At 34.8% G+C, this 20,534-nt stretch carries 16 protein-coding genes and 3 pseudogenes; 10 read left to right on the top strand and 9 right to left on the bottom strand.

Annotation, left to right across the window (positions count from 1 at the left end):
- Positions 1 to 373: 373 nt before the first annotated feature.
- Both C564_RS0128000 and C564_RS32825 read left to right on the top strand, forming a co-directional pair.
- Complete coding sequence (locus C564_RS0128000; RefSeq protein WP_018767684.1) at positions 374 to 874, top strand: hypothetical protein; 501 nt, start codon at positions 374 to 376, stop codon at positions 872 to 874.
- A gap of 807 nt (positions 875 to 1,681) precedes the next feature.
- Positions 1,682 to 2,698: pseudogene (locus tag C564_RS32825) on the top strand (IS4 family transposase); the annotation flags it as partial.
- Between the two features lie 356 nt (positions 2,699 to 3,054).
- Here the strand turns inward: C564_RS32825 and C564_RS0128015 are convergent.
- Complete coding sequence (locus C564_RS0128015; protein ID WP_018767687.1) at positions 3,055 to 3,507, bottom strand: hypothetical protein; 453 nt, start codon at positions 3,505 to 3,507, stop codon at positions 3,055 to 3,057.
- Positions 3,504 to 3,662 carry a hypothetical protein gene (locus tag C564_RS37070; protein WP_018767688.1) on the bottom strand — a complete coding sequence of 53 codons (159 nt, stop codon included), beginning with the start codon at positions 3,660 to 3,662 and terminating at the stop codon, positions 3,504 to 3,506. The genes C564_RS0128015 and C564_RS37070 overlap by 4 nt, the downstream gene beginning before the upstream one ends.
- Before the next feature lie 322 nt (positions 3,663 to 3,984).
- Here C564_RS37070 and C564_RS0128025 point away from each other — a divergent pair, with 322 nt between their 5' ends.
- Both C564_RS0128025 and C564_RS35660 read left to right on the top strand, forming a co-directional pair.
- Positions 3,985 to 5,145, top strand: a complete 1,161-nt coding sequence (locus tag C564_RS0128025) for a tyrosine-type recombinase/integrase (RefSeq protein WP_018767689.1) — start codon at positions 3,985 to 3,987, stop codon at positions 5,143 to 5,145.
- 406 nt (positions 5,146 to 5,551) lie between these two features.
- A complete protein-coding gene (locus C564_RS35660) occupies positions 5,552 to 5,728 on the top strand; it encodes a helix-turn-helix domain-containing protein (protein ID WP_231382370.1) in 177 nt (58 codons plus the stop codon).
- 169 nt (positions 5,729 to 5,897) lie between these two features.
- Here C564_RS35660 and C564_RS0128030 read toward each other — a convergent pair whose 3' ends face one another.
- The 3 genes and pseudogenes from C564_RS0128030 to C564_RS0128035 form a co-directional block, all read right to left on the bottom strand.
- Positions 5,898 to 6,779, bottom strand: a complete 882-nt coding sequence (locus tag C564_RS0128030; protein WP_018767690.1) for a hypothetical protein — start codon at positions 6,777 to 6,779, stop codon at positions 5,898 to 5,900.
- A 176-nt stretch (positions 6,780 to 6,955) separates the two neighbouring features.
- Positions 6,956 to 7,060, bottom strand: a pseudogene (locus tag C564_RS37875) (IS6 family transposase); the annotation flags it as partial.
- A gap of 534 nt (positions 7,061 to 7,594) precedes the next feature.
- Positions 7,595 to 8,146 (bottom strand): hypothetical protein, encoded by a 552-nt coding sequence (locus tag C564_RS0128035; protein ID WP_018767691.1) that lies wholly within the window; start codon positions 8,144 to 8,146, stop codon positions 7,595 to 7,597.
- A 298-nt stretch (positions 8,147 to 8,444) separates the two neighbouring features.
- Here C564_RS0128035 and C564_RS0128040 point away from each other — a divergent pair, with 298 nt between their 5' ends.
- Entirely contained in the window at positions 8,445 to 9,152 is a 708-nt protein-coding gene (locus C564_RS0128040; RefSeq protein ID WP_018767692.1) for an IS6 family transposase, read from the top strand.
- Positions 9,153 to 9,191: 39 nt separating this feature from the next.
- On the opposite strand, the gene C564_RS36450 is transcribed toward C564_RS0128040, so the two are convergent.
- A complete protein-coding gene (locus C564_RS36450) occupies positions 9,192 to 9,338 on the bottom strand; it encodes a hypothetical protein (RefSeq protein WP_018767693.1) in 147 nt (48 codons plus the stop codon).
- 556 nt (positions 9,339 to 9,894) lie between these two features.
- On the opposite strand from C564_RS36450, the gene C564_RS0128055 reads away from it, so the two are divergent.
- Together C564_RS0128055 and C564_RS0128060 are read left to right on the top strand one after the other, a co-directional pair.
- The gene (locus C564_RS0128055; protein ID WP_018767694.1) at positions 9,895 to 11,061 is read left to right on the top strand and encodes a serine hydrolase domain-containing protein; all 1,167 of its coding nucleotides are present in this window, start codon (positions 9,895 to 9,897) and stop codon (positions 11,059 to 11,061) included.
- A gap of 93 nt (positions 11,062 to 11,154) precedes the next feature.
- The gene (locus C564_RS0128060) at positions 11,155 to 13,239 is read left to right on the top strand and encodes a serine hydrolase domain-containing protein (protein WP_018767695.1); all 2,085 of its coding nucleotides are present in this window, start codon (positions 11,155 to 11,157) and stop codon (positions 13,237 to 13,239) included.
- A 509-nt stretch (positions 13,240 to 13,748) separates the two neighbouring features.
- On the opposite strand, the gene C564_RS0128065 is transcribed toward C564_RS0128060, so the two are convergent.
- Positions 13,749 to 14,918 carry a serine hydrolase domain-containing protein gene (locus C564_RS0128065; RefSeq protein ID WP_018767696.1) on the bottom strand — a complete coding sequence of 390 codons (1,170 nt, stop codon included), beginning with the start codon at positions 14,916 to 14,918 and terminating at the stop codon, positions 13,749 to 13,751.
- Between the two features lie 367 nt (positions 14,919 to 15,285).
- Between C564_RS0128065 and C564_RS0128070 the strand changes: the two genes are divergently transcribed.
- Positions 15,286 to 15,993, top strand: coding sequence for an IS6 family transposase (locus C564_RS0128070; protein WP_018767697.1), 708 nt, complete (start codon positions 15,286 to 15,288; stop codon positions 15,991 to 15,993).
- A gap of 70 nt (positions 15,994 to 16,063) precedes the next feature.
- On the opposite strand, the gene C564_RS0128075 is transcribed toward C564_RS0128070, so the two are convergent.
- Positions 16,064 to 16,444 carry a hypothetical protein gene (locus C564_RS0128075; protein WP_018767698.1) on the bottom strand — a complete coding sequence of 127 codons (381 nt, stop codon included), beginning with the start codon at positions 16,442 to 16,444 and terminating at the stop codon, positions 16,064 to 16,066.
- Between the two features lie 50 nt (positions 16,445 to 16,494).
- Positions 16,495 to 16,704, bottom strand: a complete 210-nt coding sequence (locus C564_RS38530) for a hypothetical protein (RefSeq protein ID WP_018767699.1) — start codon at positions 16,702 to 16,704, stop codon at positions 16,495 to 16,497.
- A 1,930-nt stretch (positions 16,705 to 18,634) separates the two neighbouring features.
- Between C564_RS38530 and C564_RS0128090 the strand changes: the two genes are divergently transcribed.
- Both C564_RS0128090 and C564_RS32845 read left to right on the top strand, forming a co-directional pair.
- Positions 18,635 to 19,108 (top strand): DUF1203 domain-containing protein, encoded by a 474-nt coding sequence (locus tag C564_RS0128090; protein ID WP_001245414.1) that lies wholly within the window; start codon positions 18,635 to 18,637, stop codon positions 19,106 to 19,108.
- A 140-nt stretch (positions 19,109 to 19,248) separates the two neighbouring features.
- Positions 19,249 to 20,298 (top strand): annotated as a pseudogene (locus C564_RS32845) (IS4 family transposase); the annotation flags it as partial.
- Positions 20,299 to 20,534 lie beyond the last annotated feature (236 nt).

A 20,534-nucleotide genomic window follows, 5' to 3' on the forward strand; every position in this document is an offset into this window, starting at 1 on the left:
AATAAATTTCGCTTTTCCATACTGATCACGCACCTTTTTTAGAGTAATAGTATCAGTATGTCCAAGATTTAGAGATTACTTGCAATTATCTTGAAGTTTTCGCACCAGAACCGTTTGGGGTCATTATTGTGACAGAAAAAGTGAAAGCAATTATTGAAAAACATAAGTTTAAAAACATTAGATTTATAGATCTTGCAGAATTTAGATTTGCTTAATATTAACAACACCATTAATGAGATATATTTCTAAGTAGAAGGTGACAAATGATGAAAAGAAAAAATCTAATGATATTAAGTATAGTATCTATTATTACATTTTTAGGTGCTGGTTACTTAACTTATAGTATAGGTATTGAAAAAAGAACAGTAATAAAGTGTATGCTGAATCTAAGCAAAATCCTCCTGAAAAACAAATAGAAGGAGAACATTCAAATTCAGAAAGCAGAAAAGAAAATATTAGTAATTCAGCTGAAGAATCGGTAGAAACTCCTGTAGAACAACAAACATATACATTAGAAGAAAAAGAAAACATAAAAAAATCAAAAGAAGATTCAAACGATGAGGCTGTAAAAAACTTTTTATATCAACTCTATACGCAAGACAAATTGCTTCCATTAGCTTTTTCGGAAGCCGCTATAGGGAAAAATATAAGTAAATTAAGTCAACAAGAACTACAGGAATTATCTCAAAAAATTTATACCACAATTACAAAAGGTAAACTTATTATAGATGGAAAAATAGAAAATATACAACGTAATGAAAATTATGATGTATATGCGGTAAAACTCAAATTAAAAACGGATACGGGAAGTTCTGAAGAAGTATGGGAACTAAAAATTGATAAAACCGGAAAAATAATCAATGAAATTAATTGAAAACCTCCAGGTAGAAGCTTGATAACATTTAATCAAAATGCTAATACGTTACTACTCTGATGAAATTAAAATCAAAGTTTCTGAGATAAAAGAAGTCGTAAAAAATAATTCAATAAATAATTAGTTTTTAGCACTCGAATGAGTGCTTTTTCTTTATAAAAAAAATCAGCCCCGTACCAAACGGAGCTGCAAGGAAAAGAAAAGATGAGCAGTAGTCGAGTACATCTTATTACTAATTCATTAGCTGTAGAAAGTGAGAAAATTGTATTTTCACCTTATCAAAATGACAATTTTATTAACAAACTTCTAATACAGTTGGATTATAGAATTTATCACTTTCACAGGCCCGATACCAGCGTTCTTGTAGATAGGTATAGTGACAGGGTTGCTGTCATAGACCGTATTAAGAGAAATTTTCAGATGGTTCGATGCCATCTGAAAATTTAACATGGCAATAGAAAAAGAAAAGGGGGTACAGCCGAGATACATGTAATTTCGAGTCATAGACTTACTTTTATTTCCAAACAAAACCGATTGAACATATAGCTAGGTTTTATTATGTCTATTTACAATAAAGATTTTATTTTTGTCCATTATGGGTTAACCCTAATCATCCATTGGTTAGTTACTGAAAACACTTTGTTTCAATTGTGTGATTAGGGTGTATGATAATAAGTTTAAAAATGAAAGATTAGACATACGAAGGATTTTTATAAAAAAATCATAGATAAAAAACCCGATTTTAAATCGAGTTGGAAATAAAAGTAAGCCTATGACCTATTTTTACACGTATCTCGGCTGTACCCCTATCCAGGCTCTGGAGGATGTGCCCAAACAGCCGGAATCAAAATTCAATTAGAATATGATCTGCACAGTGGGGAATTCCTTAACTTTCAAGTTGGACCAGGAAAAAATAATGACAAAACATTTGGTACGGAGTGCCTAGATACCTTACGACCAGGAGATTTATGCATTCGTGATTTAGGTTATTTTTCATTAGAAGACTTAGATCAAATGGATCAACGAGGTACATACTATATTTCCCGTTTAAAATTAAATACGAATGTATATGTGAAAAATCCCAGTCCAGAATATTTTAAAAATGGTGCTATTAAGAAACAATCGGAATACATACAAATCGATGTGAAACAGATTTTGAAACAACTACAGCCTGGAGAAACATTTGAATTAAAACATGCTTATATTGGTGACAAACAACAACTATTTGCCCGTGTTATTTTTAATCGATTAACAGAAAAACAACTTCAAAAACGACGAGCGAAGATAGCGGAAAAAGAAAAATCTAAAAATAGAACGTACTCAGAGAAAAGTAAAATGGCAGCGGGATTAAACGTGTACGTGACGAATACACCTTGGGAATGGGTTCCGATGGAACAAGTACATGAGTTATATACTTTGCGTTGGCAAATAGAGATTGTCTTTAAAACGTGGAAATCACTCTTCAAAATAGACCATTATCGTAATGTAAAACAGGAACGATTAGAGTGCCAATTATATGGAAAGTTGATTGCTATTTTCTTGTGCTCTTCTACTATGTTTAAAATGCGCCAACTTCTTTTGCAAAAGAGGAAAAAAGAATTAAGCGAATATAAAGCGATTGGGATGATCCAAGATCATTTATCTCTGTTGTATCAAGCGATACAGAAAGACACCCAGGAAATAAAAAAGGTTCTCATCCGCCTATTCCACCTACTACAGAAAAACGGGCGAAAATCTCACAGATATGAGAAGAAAACAGTCTTTGATATTATGGGTGTTTTCTATGAGTATAGTGGACTTGGAAAACAAAAGAAAGCAGCATGATTTTTAAAAATGATACCTATCTAGGTTTATTTGGTATGCTCATTTTTAAGGACACAAAATATTTTAAGTTTTTTTCGTTCATATGAACGAAAGTTCATTTTATTTTCCTTCTTAAGTTGATAGGCATGTATGGTGACCCCTAATACGATAAGTCTCATGCGTTATAAAAACGTATGTAAAGGTGAATACGAGCTTTACATACGTTTTTAGCGTTTCTAGGAAAATAAAAAGGGTAGTCATTATTTACGACTTACCCCTTTCCCTACGAGCAAACGAATTTATAGAATTCAGCTATACCCCACCCTAACTTTCTATCTGTAAAAAAACTTTGCAACAGAACCAAGCGAACTCATTATTTAATTTAACAATGTAATTGGCGCTGTGTAAATTGTATCAATTGAACCATCAGCATTTTCAATTTCAATTTTAAAACGGAATGTGCCTGTGTCCCAAATTGATTCGCCATTGCCACTGAAAGCGACTATTTCTTCATTTGTTCCAGCTGGTAACATAGAACCCCAATTGAAGTCAGTTTCATAATAACCCCAGCCAGTTGCATATTGTTTTTCGATAGAAGCTTTATAATGTACATCATCAGCTTTATCATTTGTAACTTTTGCAATGACATTTTGCCCGAAACGGTATTCCGTAGCGTGTAATTGACTTGTGAAATTGTTCAACGTTTCGCTAGGACCACAAATATAACGACAGTATTCATCTGCACTTGCTTTTGACGTATCAATGTTCATCGCTGTTAAACCGCCAAGAGCCAAAGTTCCTCCTAATAATACTTTACCAAATGTTTTCATTTGAAATTCCCCCTAAGTATACTCTCAATTCGTTCGGTAGATGTCACATCAAGTAGTTTTATAACATTAATTAAAGCAAACGCTCTATTTTCCTCGAGTTCATTCGCTACCAATCTTTCATCTTGTAGTAATCCAATCTCCACATAAAATTCCATAGTTTTGATTCTCATGTATGTATCTTGATGTATATACGTCGATTGCCGATAATACGTTTTGTTTATTCACTTGTATTACCTTTTAATTACCGTTTATTGGTAAGGTGTTAGTTCTATTATACATAATATTGGAATATACTTACAAGAAGAAATTAGGCTATGCACAAAATGAACCCAATAAAAAAACAATGATATGGGCAGTTTTCTATAATCATATTACAATTTCTTTTTTATAAAATTGAATCTTACTATGTAAATTATTTTGAATGTAATTCAGTTATAATAATAGATATAAAAGGAATTAATAAGGAGTTGAAGGGAAATGAAATTTGAATTGAATACAATTCATAGTGAAACTTCTTTAGAAAATATAGAGAAACAAAAGCAAAATTTCACAAACATAATTTCATTATGGAATCGTGATTATATTAATGAAGCAGAATTTAAAAAGGAAAATAATGAAAAAGAAGATTCATATACATATGAGGGATTTTCAGATGAAGAAATATTGTACTACTACTTGAATCGGCAAACACATTTTGACGAAGAAAAGCGTATAAAGGATACATCCAGGACTCTATATGCACGTGATCTAAGCCAGTTCTATTTTTTTCTCAAACAGAGTACAGAATTTCTGCAGCAAGATGTTAAAGATTATGAAGTTGGTCAAGTTTGGAGAAACCTAAGAAAGCGGCATATCCGAAACTATCAAAAGTGGTTATCCCAGGAGGCAACCTCCTATCAATCAAAAGAAAAGTACAAACCATCCACGATTAGTAGGAAACTTGGTGTGATCCGTTCTTATTTGAAATGGCTATATGAAGTTCAATATATCCAGGAACCTCTTCATGTGGAGATTCTAAGTACGACCATTAATAAACACCATAAACCAAAACGCGAGTTATCATATGAGGAAGTGAGGCAGTTGCTTCATTACTATAGGGACAATGAAATTAATTACGCTTTATTATCGGTTCTAGCTACTACAGGGTTACGTGTTGCAGAAGTTGCGCATGCAATGTGGAAAGATCTTGAGTATGACGCTATACGTGGACGTTATTATTTAACAGTAGATACAAAGGGAGATAATGAGCGGATTGTTTCTATTAATAAAGAAATCTTTAATCGCATTGTTGCTTTTCGAAGTCGTAGACGATTGCCTATAGATATAGGAAATAAGAATGGCGGGACCATTTTTCAAACGAAGAACCATACTGCTTATCGAGAGAATTACTTATCACAATATATTTCTAAGATCACTAAGGATACAAAATTACCCTTTACAGAGAATATACGAATTACTCCCCACTTCTTTAGACATTTTTATGTACAGTACTTATATGATTATAAGGGACTAGCACCTCATGTAATTGCAGCTGCAGTTGGTCATAAAAATGATCGGACTACGAAAGAAAATTATTTGAAACAACGATTAACGAAAGATAACGATGCTGGGAATTTAATTATGGAAGATGAATTTTAATTTTACCACTTGATATCAGATATCAGTCTTATTGGAACTCAGTATTATCGTTTGTAGTTGTGTATTTTTTTCATAATTAAAATAGATTAAACCTCTATTTATTAGTGTCAATTCTTACAAGGTCATTAATTCTTCGCCAAGATTCCCTAACTATAAAACATATCCATAGGGAAGCGTGTAGAACCTTGTTGTAATAAGATATTTTTATTATTTAGAATAAGTATATGTAATAAAGCAACTCAAAAAGAAAAGCACTCTATAAAGAGTACTTTTCTTTTTGAGCTACTGAAAATATCACACCTGTTAATTTAAATTGACTTTTTTATGTAAAGTTACAGTGTGTTAAGTATTTAAATTAAATACGAGGTGTAATCATAATGACAATATTATTGGTACACAAATTCGAATGCTAAGAAAGCGTCAAAATTTAAGCCAAGAAGCACTAGCTTTTAAAGCAAAATGTTACCCTACATACATAGGACAAATAGAACATGGTGAAAAATTGATCCTTCAAAAAATTATACGAATACACATCGACCTCTTTACCAAAATCATATTAATTTGCTTCAAGAATTTAATATAGAAGAACAACAAAAAATCTTTGGGATTTTTAAAAAATTAGTAGCATGGAAGAGGTTATAACATTTTGTAAAATGTCGATACTGTATTAAGAATGGAGATATAGAAAAGGAAAACATACTACTAAAAGTAATTCCCACTCATAATTCGCGAAAAATCAAATTTATAAATAGTTATCCAACCCCTAATATTTTACTTACTACTTGAAGAAGTAGACCTTTCGCAGTATTTTGAAAAAGCTCAGATAAAAATTCTTTAGCATATTTTTTAATAGTTGATTCAAAAAGAACCATATCCTCTTTTTTACTAGCAGTAAGAGCCTCAATACTTGCTTTTTTTACATCAGAATCAATTTTAATAGAAGATATTACCTTTTCTAAATCAGAAACAATTTCTTTCCAATTAAAATTAGAAGGTGTACTAGCATTTAAATTATTATTATTACCGAAAATTGCTCCGTTTATAGAAGTATTTTTAATATTCCCGATTTTTACGGAATTATCCTCATCATATTTATTAAAACTGTCTGTATTATGTGAATTTACATTAGAGTTTTCTTGAATAGTCGCATCGAAAACATTGTTATTGCCACTTACTTTATAATCATTTCCATGAATTATTTTTTGTTCTTTTATATTTACTGTATATTCCATGTTTTTATTGTTAAAGGCTTTTTCTACAATAGATTTGGCTTCTTCTAAAAAAGGCTTATCTGAAAAATAAATTCGATAGTATTGACCTGAATTCATTTGGAAATTTAAGTATTGCTTATTACTTGAATATGATTGATAAATTAACCATATATATATACCAGAAAGACCACATCCGATTAATCCAACTATTAGAAATTCAAATAATATAAAGAAAGAAATTAAAAAAATAAAAATAGCGATAAACGGCACTTTAAATTTCTTTTTACCTGCATATAAAATCGCTATATTACTTAAATGTAAAGTAATATCATTAAGTTTTAAGATGTTGTCTTTTATAGTAAAAGCCTCGGTCACAATTTCTTTGTCATCTGAAGCTAAGAATGTTTTAAAATTATTCTCCATATTAATTAACTCCTTAACAAATATTTCTTTTTCTATTACTCAATTAAGATGAAAGATTCTCCCTTTCATTTCCATTATATTAATAATTCGGCAAAATAACTGAATAAAAATTACGGTTTTGGCGTAAAGAACATTTGATAGAAGTATAGAATCTACATGACTTATTCAATGACAAATTATGATACAATTCCAAACAACTGATGTATGAATCCAACTTCATTCTGAGCAGACTTCACCTGTGAGTGAATTTGTGCTTTTTTCATCATATACATGGCTTCAAGGGCCAATCTAGGATAAACTACCATCATCTAATTTTTATAAGTGTATTTGAGAATCTCTAAAGTCTTTACAATCAATAACTTGTAATTGTATCAATAGAGTACAATCTATTTAAAATGTTAAACTTTTAAAAATGAAGAACATTACGTCATTTACAAAACTTAATAACCGGAAGATATTTCTTAAACTTACAATTTTCTTTTTTGGGGTCGTGTCAGGCCTTATAAAGTACATTTTTCTTGAGTGTCTCCAAAAATAAAGATTGGTTACTGTATCATTTCAAAGAATTCAGGTGTAACATACCGTTGTAATTCTTCCGCAAATGGTTATAGTTCACTTTGAATCGAGAGATTCATAAGAAAACGTCACCCTTTCTAATAATTTAGTTTATTTAGAAAGAATAACGTCTTTTTTGCTTAATGGGTAGTGTAAAATCTTAGCTTGATAGCGATGGGGTGGTACTCTAATAGTAAATAGCTTGAGATTAAAAATTCTCGTACTTCATAAATCATCATCGGATTGTTTACTAATTTTTATTACCATCCAAGCCAAACGTTCCCTTTGTGCCATGATTTATCTGTATTTATTAAAGTTACAACATATTTCCCTGCTTTCATAGGACCAAAAAAGTTTGTAACATGTTGGTTACCACTGGTCGGTTGTCCCTGCACAGTATGAGTTATTGTTTTTCCAGATGATAGATTTTTTACTACAACATTAAATTTAAAAGGTTTATTGTTTTGAAAAGCTACTCCAATATATCCGTTATTTGATGCAGGTACGGTTTTATTCACTTGAATTGATGTAGAGAAATTGTAATTAGCATTATATTGCCATTTAAATGCTGCAGCTAGGTTTTCTTGCATAAGGTTATTTGGCTCAAAAGAATTTGGAGCAAAGGGACTATTAATTCCATTTTGGAATTCAATCCCTTCTGAAATGTATGGTTGATTTGCTGAAGAATTTGTTTCAGTTGCATTACCAGTTTCAGCCTTAGCTTTTATGAATCCTAATTCTAATGGAGCTATGGTTGATACTCCTAAAACTCCGGTTAATAGCGCACTTGATACCATAATTTTTTTTAACATATACTCATCACCTTCCCTTGTAATCAGAATTATCTAACTGTTGATATTATAGAATTGATTCACTTTTTTTAACATACTGAAAACTTGAGAAATATATATTTTGAGTATGGCAACATGCCCATCAACTTAAGAATTTTATAACACCCCAAAACAAAAAAATGTACATTTTCACCTGGAACTGCCATTTTTCTCGTTTTAGGGTATTTACGGTTCTGGTGCAAAAACTTTAATATATGTGTAAGTAATCTCTAAAACTTGGATATACTGATCCTATTACTCTAGAAAAGGTGTGATTGGTATGGAAAAGAAACATGTATTCAAGTGGAAGCATTATCAGCCTGATGTTATCTTATTAACGGTAAGATGGTACCTGCGGTACAACCTCAGTTTTCGTGATTTAGTCGAAATGATGGAGGAACGGGGCTTATCCATTGCTCATACAACGATTATGCGTTGGGTTCACCAATATGGTCCTGAGTTAGATAAGAGAGTTCGTCGTCATCTTAAGAAAACGAATGATTCTTGGCGAGTAGACGAGACGTATATTAAGGTCAAAGGAAAGTGGATGTATTTATATCGTGCAGTTGATTCAGAAGGAAACACCATTGATTTCTACCTAAGCAAAACAAGAAATCACAAGGCTGCAAAGCGTTTCTTCAAGAAAGCTTTGCAGTCTTTTCATGTTTCTAAACCTCGTGTTGTGACCGTTGATAAAAATCCAGCTTATCCTATCGTTATAGAACATTTGAAGAAAGAACAACGGATGCTCGCTGACATCCAAATAAGACGAATAAAATATCTGAATAACATAATCGAGCAAGATCATCGCTTTATCAAGAAGCGAGTGCGTACCATGTTGGGATTGAAATCTTTTCAATCAGCTAAACGAATGTTGGCTGGACTGGAAGCGATGAGAATGGTTAAAAAAGGACAGACTTTACAAGGGGAGAAGTCTGTCAAAAAACAAATCAAGTTAATTAATCAACTCTTCGGTCTTACCGCATAGTAGTAGATTCCATTAGGAATCTACACTGCTATTTCTAATCTACATATTATTTGCACCAGAACCATCTTTTGCTTGGTATTTGCTGGTTCGTTGCACGAAACCAAGATCTCGTAAGATATTTGGAGATAAAAAGCTTTGAATCTCTTGAGCAAATAGTTGTAATTCATTAGATACAGAAATAGACATACAAAAACGCCATCCTTTCCTATGATTCTACAGAAAGAATAGCGTATTTTTTCATTTTAGGGGGTATTTTGTTTTATTAGCTTGATAGCGATGTGGTGAGACCACAATAAGTAGAAAATAATCTTTTATGATATAAATCGCTTTATATTCGCTTAATTCCCGTTTCTTCTTGATGAGAATTAATTGGCACATTTGAAACACAGAAGCTATTTTGAACGTAAGGGATTTGTAAGGAATAGGTAAGGAAAAAGAGATTTTCATTGTGTATGATCAAAATATAAAGAAGCATGAAAGGCGGAACAGATATGACTTATATATGAAAAACAAACCAGTTAATAAGAGTGTTTCATGGAAAAAAAATAATTTCTTAGGTTAACATACATGTAAAAAGAGGGATTTACCGTTTGTTAGGACAGAATGGCGCTTGTAAAAATAATCATTATGAAGATGATTACGAATTCAATGTTGGCTTTTTGTCATCGGTAGAGATGATAGCTGTGTGGTTAGTATGAAATAGCAAGCACCTACAAATATGAATAGAGGAGAGAAATGCCCTATGAAAACACGTAGTCAAATTAAATTTGCAAGTCTTGCCCTTTTAATAGCTGGAAGTTCCCTGTTATATACAACGCCAGCTTCAATTGTAAAAGCAGAGTCCACTCAAAATGTATCTAGTTCGTTACAAACAAGCAACCAACGAGATAGTAATTCCGTCAAAGAAGCAATGCGGGATACATTGCAACTTGGATATCCGGGGATACTTGCTAAAACTTCTGAGGGTGGAAAAACGTGGAGTTATGCAGCTGGGGTAGCGGATCTGAGCACCAAGAAACCAATGAAAACAGATTTTCGTTTTCGAATTGGCAGCGTGACAAAGACGTTCACTGCAACAGTTGTACTTCAATTAGCCGGAGAGAACCGCTTGAATCTAGACGATTCTATTGAAAAATGGTTGCCTGGTGTCATTCAAGGAAATGGATATGATGATAACCAGATTACTATCCGGCAATTATTGAACCACACAAGTGGTATCGCTGAATACACAAGGTCAAAGGATTTTAATATGATGGATACAAAAAAATCGTATACTGTTGAAGAATTAGTAAAGATGGGAATTTCGATGCCTCCAGATTTTGCTCCAGGAAAGAGCTGGTCTTATTCAAATACAGGATACGTATTACTAGGGATCCTTATTGAAAAAGTAACAGGGAACAGCTATGCGGAAGAGATTGAAAATCGGATTATTGAACCGCTTGAATTGTCGAATACATTCTTACCTGGCAATTCAAGCGTGATTCCAGGCACCAAGCATGCCCGTGGATATATCCAACTAGACGGAGCAAGTGAGACAAAAGACGTTACTTATTATAACCCAAGTATGGGTAGCTCGGCTGGAGATATGATTTCTACTGCTGACGACTTAAACAAATTCTTCTCTTACTTACTTGGGGGTAAATTACTGAAAGAACAGCAACTAAAGCAAATGCTTACTACAGTTCCTACAGGAGAAGCTGAACTTGGTAGATATGGTCTTGGAATCTATGAAACTAAGCTTCCAAACGGTGTCTCAATATGGGGACATGGAGGCAGCATTCCAGGGTTTGTTACTTTTGCTGGAGGCACACTTGGAGGCAAGCATACATTGACCGTCAATTTGAACAGCCTTAAAGCTGATAGTCCTAATCCTTTTAAAAATATTTTACTTGCTGAATTTAGCAAGTAGGCAAAAGGAAAAACGGATAAATTTTGTCATATTTTTTATAGTTAAATAAATAAGTGATGAAATCGATCACTTATCTAAGGAGGCAATTTTCTCATGAAAAATAAATTATCTGGGGTATTAGCCGCTACATTGGCGCTAACGATGACCCTACCAACAGGGGCGATAGCGTCTTCTAGCAGTAAGACTCCGGTTGTAGCTAACCAAGAAGTTGCTAGCCAAGAACTGGAGAAGATTGCGGCAGAGAAGGCTGCGCTACTCACGAAGTCCTATGGGACGACTAGCGTACAGTATGCGCTAATTGATAATGGCAAACTTATTTTGTCGGGTCAGACAGGCAAGAACGATATGGAAGAGAAACAGCGGCTGACCAAAGATACTATATACGGGATTGGTTCAGTCAGTAAAATGTATGCAGCAGCGGCTGTAATGAAATTGGTCGACGAAGGAAAAGTCGATTTGGATGCTCCTGTCGTCCACTATGTTCCTGATTTCAAGATGAAAGATGATCGGTACAAACGCATTACGCCGCGTATGCTGTTGAACCACTCCTCCGGCTTGCAAGGTTCCACGTTAAGTAATGCATTTTTATTTAACGATAATGATACCTATGCCCATGATGTCTTGTTGCGGCAATTGTCCAACCAGAGCTTGAAGGCGGACCCTGGCGCGTTCTCGGTATACTGCAACGACGGCTTTACGCTGGCCGAGATTTTGGTAGAAAGAGTCAGCGGTATGAGCTTTACCGAATTTCTACATCAACGGTTTACAGAACCCTTAAAGATGAATCATACGAAAACGCCGCAGGACAAATGGGAAGACGAAAAGCGGGCGGGACTTTATTTTCCGGCGTACCAAGGGCAGCTTCCCATTGAATCGGTGAATGTGATTGGTTCGGGAGGGATCTCTTCCACGGCAGAAGATATGGTGCGATTCTCACAATTATTTATGGGACAGGGAAAAGGGATCCTCTCTGATAAGGCAGTCAAGGCGATGGAGCAAGAGGAATATAAAAAAGGAATGTGGCCGGGGGAGGGAGATAATAGTTTCAACTATGGCCTTGGCTGGGATAGTGTGAAACTATATCCATTTAGTGAATATGGGATAAAAGGCTTGGCTAAGGGCGGCGACACGGCACTGCAACATGCTATACTGGTCGTGCTTCCGGAACAGAAGATGGCAGCGGCTGTGTTGTCATCCGGCGGCCGAAGCTCTACAAATCAACTGCTGGCAACTGAATTGCTGCTCGCCGCGCTTAAAGAGAAGGGCACAATTAAGGACATCAAGCCAAACAAATCCTTTGGCAAGCCGGTCAAGGCCAAAATGCCTCAAGACGTGGCGAAGAAAGCGGGCTTTTACGGCAATAGCGAAAGTCATTTCAAAATAGAAATTACGAAGAATGGAGAACTGTTCTTACCATCTAATCGAGAAGAAAAATATGTATATACTGCGAATGGAAGCTTTATTAATGAGAAGGGTACTTCCAAGCTCAACTTCGTCACCGAGAAGAATGGAAGAACTTATTTGAAGGAGAGCACATATAAATCGACGCCAGGCTTAGGGCAAAATGTGATGACTCACTATTTAGCCGAGAAACTAGAAGACAATGTGCTATCGAAGAAAACCGCTGCCGCATGGGCGAAGCGGGAAGGCGTCAAGTTCTATCTCGTGAACGAGAAATTTAGTTCTATTGAATATCTCGTTCAACCGAAACTTCTTACCACACAAATTACTCGCAAGGAAGGCCTGGCGGGCTATTGGGACGGCAGAAAAATTACAGGTCCGAACACCGCGGTGCATCAGCTCCAGATCCCCGTGATGTATGGCCGTGATACGACGGAAACTCATTTCTATACAGAAGACGGCATTGAATATATGGAGATGGCCGGATTGTTATACGTAAGTGGATCCAACGTAAAACCACTTGATGCAGGCCAATCATCCAAAGTTACGCTGCAAGCAAATGGGCATGCGAAATGGTTTACGATCCCGCAAGCGGCAGCAGGGAAAACGATGACCGTGGCGTTGCCATCGAAGAGTTCGTTCGCGGTGTATGATGAGAAGGGAGTATGCGTCAATTTTACCGTTGTGAACGGCAATAACAAAGTAACACTGCCGAAGAACGGAACGGTTGTATTTGCTGGAGCGCCAAACTCAGAATTTGCAATCACGTTGAACTAGCTACAATTCAAGATAGACTTCAACAAAACCAGTATGACACAGAAGAGGTGTTTTGCTGGTTTTGTTTGTATTTACGTATGATCTTTACGAAGAGGCTTTCCATGAATAATATCACGCTCAAAATCTACAAGAACAGCTAACATACCAGTTCTGGGCAATCATCTTTTGCCCCACTCATCTTCTCGGTGTAAATACGTTCGCAGCCGGCATTATGATGTACAAGCCCTATACGATGCAGGAATTATCCGAGGTGTTTCGGCTACTAAGTTTAACCAACATGGCACACTCACACGTCAACAGGCTGCACTTATGTTAGAACGAACACTAGAATATCTAGGTGTAGAAAAAGAGTCAAATACAGGGCCCTACCACACATCCATCAACTTAAGAAGAATAAACGCCACCAAAACAAAAAAAGCCCCAAATTTTTCTTGAAAATAAGTTGGGGCTTTTGAACCAGAAAAGTATATTTTTAACTATGAAAACTACGATTAATTTTTCCTTTTTTCCTACTTGCTAAATTCAGCAAGTAAAATATTTTTAAAAGGATTAGGACTGTCAGCTCTACCCAAACTATTCCAATTGACGACCAACGTATGCTTGCCTCCAAGTTTACCTCCAACAAGAGTAGTAAAGCCTAGAATGCCACCTGTGTGTCCCCATATCGAGACACCGCTTGGAAGCTTAGTTTCATAGATTCCAAGACCATATCCATCGATTCCTTCTTTTCCTGTAGGAACTGTAGTAAGCATTTGTTTTAGTTGCTGTTCTTTCAGTAATTTGCCACCGAGCAAGTAAGAGAAGAATTTGTTTAAGTCGTCAGCAGTAGAAATCATATCTCCAGCAGAGCTACCTGCACTTGGGTTATAATAAGTAACGTCTTTTAGTTCACTTGCTCCGTCTGGTTGGACATATCCACGGGCATGGTTGGTGCCTGGAATAACACTTGAATTGCCTGGTAGGAATGTATTCGACAATTCAAGTGGTTCAATAATCCGATTTTCAATCTCTTCCGCATAGCTGTTTCTGGTTACTTTTTCAATAAGAATGCCCAGTAATACGTATCCTGTGTTTGAATAAGACCAGCCCTTTCCTGGGGCAAAGTCCGGAGGCAGAGAAACCCCCATCTTCACTAACTCTTCAGCCGTATACGATTTTTTTGTATCCGTAAAATCAGCGTCTTTTGACCTTGAGTATTCAGCGATACCACTTGTATGGTTCAATATCTGCCGGATAGTAATCTGGTTACCATCATATCCATTTCCTTGAATGGCACCAGGCAACCATTTTTCGATGTAGTCGTCTAGATTCAGGCGATTCTCTCCAGCTAATTGAAGTACAACTGTTGCGGTGAACGTCTTCGTCACACTCCCAATGCGAAAGCGAAAATCTGTTTTCATTGGTTTCTTGGTTCTCAGATCTGCTATCCCAGCGGCATACCCCCACGTTTTTCCACCCTCAGAAGTTTTAGCAAGTATCCCCGGGTATCCAAGTTGCAATGTATCCCGCATTGCTTGCTTGACAGAAGTACGATCTCGTTGAGTATTTGTTTGTAACGAACTAGATACATTTTGAGTGGGCTCTGCTTTTACAATTGAGGTTGGTGTTGTATATAACAAGGAACTTCCAGCTATTAAAAGGGCCAGACTCGCACATGTAATTTGACTACGTATTTTCATAAGGCATTCCTCTCCTCTATTCATATTGTATAAGCGTTTGCTTACTGTTCCTTACTTCCTGACAAGACTTAGGGAAAGGCCCTCACTCATGCCCCAGTACAAAGGTATCTATCAATACCAACAATTTGAGCCATTTAAGTCTCCATCCCTTCTATAACAAAATTATTCAAAGGTATGAAAGCATATTATTTATCCTTAGTTATTGTTAGGATTAACACAACATGAGACATAACCACACCCCATATTTTACTTTATTTATCCATAATATGTATTGAGAAATAATGTAAATCCGGCTAGGAAAATTGCAATGAATCTATAAATCTTGGACATACTGATACTACTAATCTAAAGAGGGTGTGTAATTGGTATGGAAAAGGAAAATATATTCAAATGGAAGCATTATCAGCCTGATATTATTTTATTAACGGTAAGATGGTACCTACGGTACAACCTCAGTTTTCGTGATCTGGTAGAAATGATGGAGGAACGGGGTTTATCCATTTCTCACACAACCATTATGCGCTGGGTTCATCAATATGGCCCTGAATTGGATAAGCGGATCCGACGTTATCTCAAACAAACAAATGACTCTTGGAGAGTCGATGAAACATATATTAAAGTAAAAGGTCAATGGATGTATCTGTATCGTGCTGTTGATTCGCAAGGAAATACAATCGATTTTTGCCTAAGCAAAACAAGAAATCAGAAGGCTGCAAAGCGCTTTTTCAAGAAAGCTTTGCAGTCTTTTCATGTTTCAAAGCCTCGTGTTATAACAGTTGATAAGAATCCAGCTTATCCAGTAGCAATTGAGGAGCTAAAAGAAGAAAATAAGATGCCAGAAGGCATCCAAATTAGGCAAGTGAAATACCTCAATAATATAGTGGAACAAGATCATCGTTTTATCAAGAAATGTGTACGTCCTATGTTGGGATTGAAGTCATTTAAAACAGCAACCTTTATATTGAGGGGTGTAGAGGCTATGCATATGATTAAAAAAGAACAGATTGATTTACGGCATCAGTCTGTTCAAAATCAGAAAAAATTAATCCATCGATTGTTTGAGCTTACAGCATAAAATAGAATTCCGCTAGAAATATATGAACTATATGCTCTTTCATTTTATTTTTGCACCAGAACCAGTTTATCTAAGTATAATGCAACAACCATTGTTGATCAGGACCCATAGACAAATGATTGATTCGCTTCTCTTCAAAATAACTATATAAGTCTTTCCAACTTTTTAATTCCTTAAATAAATTTGTCGTTAATTCAGAAGCAGAAAAGACATATTCGATCAGGTGCTCATACTCATAGAAATAATAAACAAATTCATAATTTATATCATTTATATAACCAGCAATCCCATAACTTTTAGGAAAGGTGTTCATTTTAATCTTAGTAGCTCTTACAAAAGATTCTGGTAAGTAACTTAATAATTCATTTTCGTTTTCAGGGATGAGGGCGTAAATATAACACCCTGAAGGATATATATCTTTAATTACTCTAATAAACATTTCTTTTGTCATTTCGTCTTATAAGTTAAATCGGTATGTTTTTCAAAGCAACCCCCTCTCTATCAAAAAGAGTGATATAGTGGCCTTAAAATAATGTATAAGAAATAAAGTCCAAGAAGAACAGCAGTAATTATACGTGATGTTGCGGCCAATCTTTGACTCTCGTACAACTTATTCAAGAAAAAGAAGAACAGGACTATCCAAATTCCTTTTGAAAAAAACGAATACAGTGTACTGAATATAGTATCAAAAACTTGGATGAGAAAATTCATTGAGTTTCCCTCCTTTTTCCTTATTGTACCATTTAGGGAAAAGGGTATGTTGTGTAATTTTGGTTGTATAGAATATTCATGTTAGGTTAACATAACGTCTCATTATCTGTAGAAAAAATGTTAATGCCGTAATTACATAAAGAAAAAGAACCCCTTATGATTTCTAGGATTCTTTTTCTTGTTTAAAGTTTACTCACACAAATGATTTGCACATCAATTGATTCTTGATATACAAATCATTTGTATAATATTTTTTTACATATAATTGCAATTGTGAAATAATGAACTTACATAAATGCTTTTAAAAGCTCTTGTACGGCTGGAATTAATCCACCTAAAAATTTTAAAACTGCCATTGCGATTGCCATATTATTTCCTCCTCTTTTGTTGTTGCTAAGACATAATTTATCTTTATGCTCTTATTATAGTAAGTATTTATATTTATATCAATATATCCTTATATGAAATATCGCATATAATGGTAAGGCCAACGAAATATCACATTTTCTTATTAAGGCATGTATTGGGATAGTACCACACCGCCATCAAGCCAATGACAACAAGTACCCCATAACAAAAATTCTTTTAAGTTAATGGATGTGTAGCAAGACCCCATAAATAAAAAAGATAAGACCAGATTTGGCCTTATCTATGGCATAAGGAGAAAGAGAAAGGGTGATAACCATCACTTTTTTATCATATTACATTAAATGTAAATTTTGAATATTATATATATAAATAGTGACAATATCCATATTGGGGAATTTATTGCTAATTTTTTTTGCGTAGTATCAAAAGGTACACCTTTAGATACGTTTTCAGCTTCCATGTATTTAGTGTCACGTTTCCCCTCGAATCATCTGTAAAAGTATACCTTTGTAAACGCTCGTTCGCTTTTTAGGACGGTTCATTTGTAAAACTCACTAACTATGACTTTGCGCATAAATAATATAAGAATTAAATTACTGAATATTTATAATATTTAGCGTAAATGATATCAATTTACTATAATATATAATTTATGTAAAATTATAATTAAGCTAAACTCTTCTTTAAATTCTTTCCTCTAACAAGGATTTAAAGACCATGCCATTTTTAGCTACAAATGCGTAAAAAGAAAAAAGCCAAATCTATACAGAATTTGGCTTTTTTCTTTGGAGTTCATGAAAATAACAACTTGAACCCACTACTCTTTTTCAAATGTAATTGTATTTTATCATATTTTAAACGTTTTGTTGTTATATTTTTAAATTATCAGAAAATTATAGGTGAATATTTGGAACAATCTTTAGCCTATGATATTGCCCCGTAACTACTTGTATATAATAGAAGGTAAAACTAAGTTCATGACTTTTTATAATTTGTAAAATTAATCATTAAATTCTTATAGCTAATGTGTACCAAAAGGTGTGTTTTGTTTTCGGTATAAACCTAAAATTATTTTCATACCTTTTGGTACCATGTTTTCTACTCAAAAACCACCCTACCAAAAGGTGTACCTTTTGATACTGTGCAAATAAATTAGTAATAAATTTCTCAATATGGGGTATCGCCACATCGCCATCAAGTTAAGAAATACATTATTCCCCGAAACAAAAAAAATATATATTTAGAACGTACTACAACTTCTGTTTGGCTACTAAAGTATCTAAACAGACAAGGTCAACGCCAACTCAGAAACTAGGTTTAACCGATAAACAATTTACTTTAAACGATATTCTATACTTTAAATAAGCTGGACAATCATCCTATTTTAAAAAGGATGATTTTTTTTAGAGGTTCCTGTGGAATTTTATGTTAAACTTAATATAAAGATTATGAAAATTCAATCTTCAACAAACAGGCAGGATTATTGAACAAGTTTTATGAACTTTAGTGGTAGCATCATTAGTGAAATGCTTTATAACAACTAATTAAGGAGGGATAGAATATGAGAAATAACTTTCAAATCGTTGCGTTACAAGAGAAGGAGTTTAATAACCTATTTCTAATGAATGAAGAAGTATTAAAAAGTATCGGGGCAGTCAAAATAATAGCAAATAAAAATCCTGGATATCCTTGCAGGATAAGTTTGAAGGATGCAGAGGTAGGAGAAGAGGTAATCTTACTGAATTACCAATATCATAGTGTTAATTCGCCTTATAAAGCAAGTGGTCCTATATTTATACGAAAGGGAGCAACTACCGCTAAGCTAGATGTAAATGAAATTCCGCATATGTTACATCATAGGTATCTATCTGTACGCGGCTACAATGCTGACTCAATGATTGTAGAAGCAAGGGTTACAGAAGGTGTAAATTTAAGAGAAAATATAGATGAAATTTTTGATAATAAAGAAGTAGAATATATTCACATTCTTAACGCTAAACCAGGATGCTATAACTGCCTTGTTAATAGAGTGTAAAAAAATTGGAAATGCAAACTTCTATTATCCTATAAGGGGTAACACCAAATCGCTATCAAGCTAATACAACAAAATCTCCCCTAAAATGAAAAAATACGCTATTCTTTCTGTAGAATCATAGGAAAGGATGGCGTTTTTGTATGTCTATTTCTGTATCCGATGAATTACAACTATTTGCTCAAGAGATTCAAAGCTGTTTATCTCCAAATATCTTACGAGATCTTGCTAGAGATGTTGGTTTTGTACAACGAACTAGTAAGTATCAAGCGAAGGATTTAGTCGCTTTATGTGTATGGATGAGTCAAAATGTCGCTGCGACTTCTTTAACTCAGTTATCTAGCTGTTTAGAAGTATCAACAGAAGTACTCATCAGTCCTGAGGGACTGAATCAACGATTTAATAAAGCGGCTGTCCAATTCTTACAACACATACTAGCTGAACTACTAAACCAAAAATTGGCCTCATCTATGCTCATTTCTTCTCCATATACTTCTGTTTTCAAGCGTATCCGTATTTTAGATTCAACTGCATTTCAAATCCCAGATCCCTTTTCATTCGTTTATCCGGGTGCAGGAGGATGCAGCCATACAGCGGGAGTGAAGATTCAGCTTGAGTATGATTTATTAAGTGGACAATTCCTTCATATTCATACAGGTCCAGGTAAACAACATGATCGAACCTACGGTTCCCTGTGTGTCCCAACTGTAACAGCGAATGATTTATGTATCCGAGATTTAGGCTATTTTCATTTAAAAGATCTTCAACATATACAAGATAAAAAGGCTTACTATATCTCACGTATCAAATCGAATACACGTATTTATCAAAAAAATCCTAACCCTGATTATTTTCAAGATGGCAGAATCAAGAAAGGTACAGAGTATATCCAGATAGATATGGAGGTTTTAATGAACTCTCTTCAACCAGGACAAACATGTGAAATATCCAACGCTTATGTAGGAATGAATGATAAAATCCCAACTCGTGTGATTGTTCATCGGCTAACAAAAGAACAACAACAAAAACGATTACAAGATCAAACTGTAAGAGAAAAAAAGAAAGGAATAAAGTATTCCGCTCGTAGTAAACGACTTAGCCGTATCAATGTATATATGACAAATACTCCTACAGATATTGTCCCAATGGGACAAGTACATGATTGGTATTCTCTACGTTGGCAAATCGGCGTGTCCAGATAAGGACACATTATCTAGTTGGTGAAAGTCCAATCGGGAGAATAGACTCCACTCCCGTAGCCTGAGAGGCGCCATGAAGTGAAAGCGACATGGCGAAGCCTTCTGACATCACATGCAAAAGGCATGTGGGCAAATCTCCAGGTTGTAACGTACAGTGAACGTAGACGTAGCCTCGTTACACGCAATTCCGGTGGCTGAGACGGTCGATAACGTGCGAAAGCAGCAAGAAC

This window comes from Bacillus sp. 105MF (assembly GCF_000374885.1).
In the GTDB taxonomy this organism is placed as follows: Bacteria; Bacillota; Bacilli; order Bacillales; family Bacillaceae_G; genus Bacillus_A; species Bacillus_A pseudomycoides.

Excerpts from the sequence above, each read along its gene's own strand:
- C564_RS0128015 (WP_018767687.1), bottom strand. The coding sequence starts at position 3,507 with ATGAAAACATTTGGTAAAGTATTATTAGGAGGAACTTTGGCTCTTGGC.
- C564_RS37070 (WP_018767688.1), bottom strand. The coding sequence starts at position 3,662 with ATGGAATTTTATGTGGAGATTGGATTACTACAAGATGAAAGATTGGTA.
- C564_RS0128025 (WP_018767689.1), top strand. The coding sequence starts at position 3,985 with ATGAAATTTGAATTGAATACAATTCATAGTGAAACTTCTTTAGAAAAT.
- C564_RS35660 (WP_231382370.1), top strand. The coding sequence starts at position 5,552 with ATGCTAAGAAAGCGTCAAAATTTAAGCCAAGAAGCACTAGCTTTTAAA.
- C564_RS0128030 (WP_018767690.1), bottom strand. The coding sequence starts at position 6,779 with ATGGAGAATAATTTTAAAACATTCTTAGCTTCAGATGACAAAGAAATT.
- C564_RS0128035 (WP_018767691.1), bottom strand. The coding sequence starts at position 8,146 with ATGTTAAAAAAAATTATGGTATCAAGTGCGCTATTAACCGGAGTTTTA.
- C564_RS0128040 (WP_018767692.1), top strand. The coding sequence starts at position 8,445 with ATGGAAAAGAAACATGTATTCAAGTGGAAGCATTATCAGCCTGATGTT.
- C564_RS36450 (WP_018767693.1), bottom strand. The coding sequence starts at position 9,338 with ATGTCTATTTCTGTATCTAATGAATTACAACTATTTGCTCAAGAGATT.
- C564_RS0128055 (WP_018767694.1), top strand. The coding sequence starts at position 9,895 with ATGAAAACACGTAGTCAAATTAAATTTGCAAGTCTTGCCCTTTTAATA.
- C564_RS0128060 (WP_018767695.1), top strand. The coding sequence starts at position 11,155 with ATGAAAAATAAATTATCTGGGGTATTAGCCGCTACATTGGCGCTAACG.
- C564_RS0128065 (WP_018767696.1), bottom strand. The coding sequence starts at position 14,918 with ATGAAAATACGTAGTCAAATTACATGTGCGAGTCTGGCCCTTTTAATA.
- C564_RS0128070 (WP_018767697.1), top strand. The coding sequence starts at position 15,286 with ATGGAAAAGGAAAATATATTCAAATGGAAGCATTATCAGCCTGATATT.
- C564_RS0128075 (WP_018767698.1), bottom strand. The coding sequence starts at position 16,444 with ATGACAAAAGAAATGTTTATTAGAGTAATTAAAGATATATATCCTTCA.
- C564_RS38530 (WP_018767699.1), bottom strand. The coding sequence starts at position 16,704 with ATGAATTTTCTCATCCAAGTTTTTGATACTATATTCAGTACACTGTAT.
- C564_RS0128090 (WP_001245414.1), top strand. The coding sequence starts at position 18,635 with ATGAGAAATAACTTTCAAATCGTTGCGTTACAAGAGAAGGAGTTTAAT.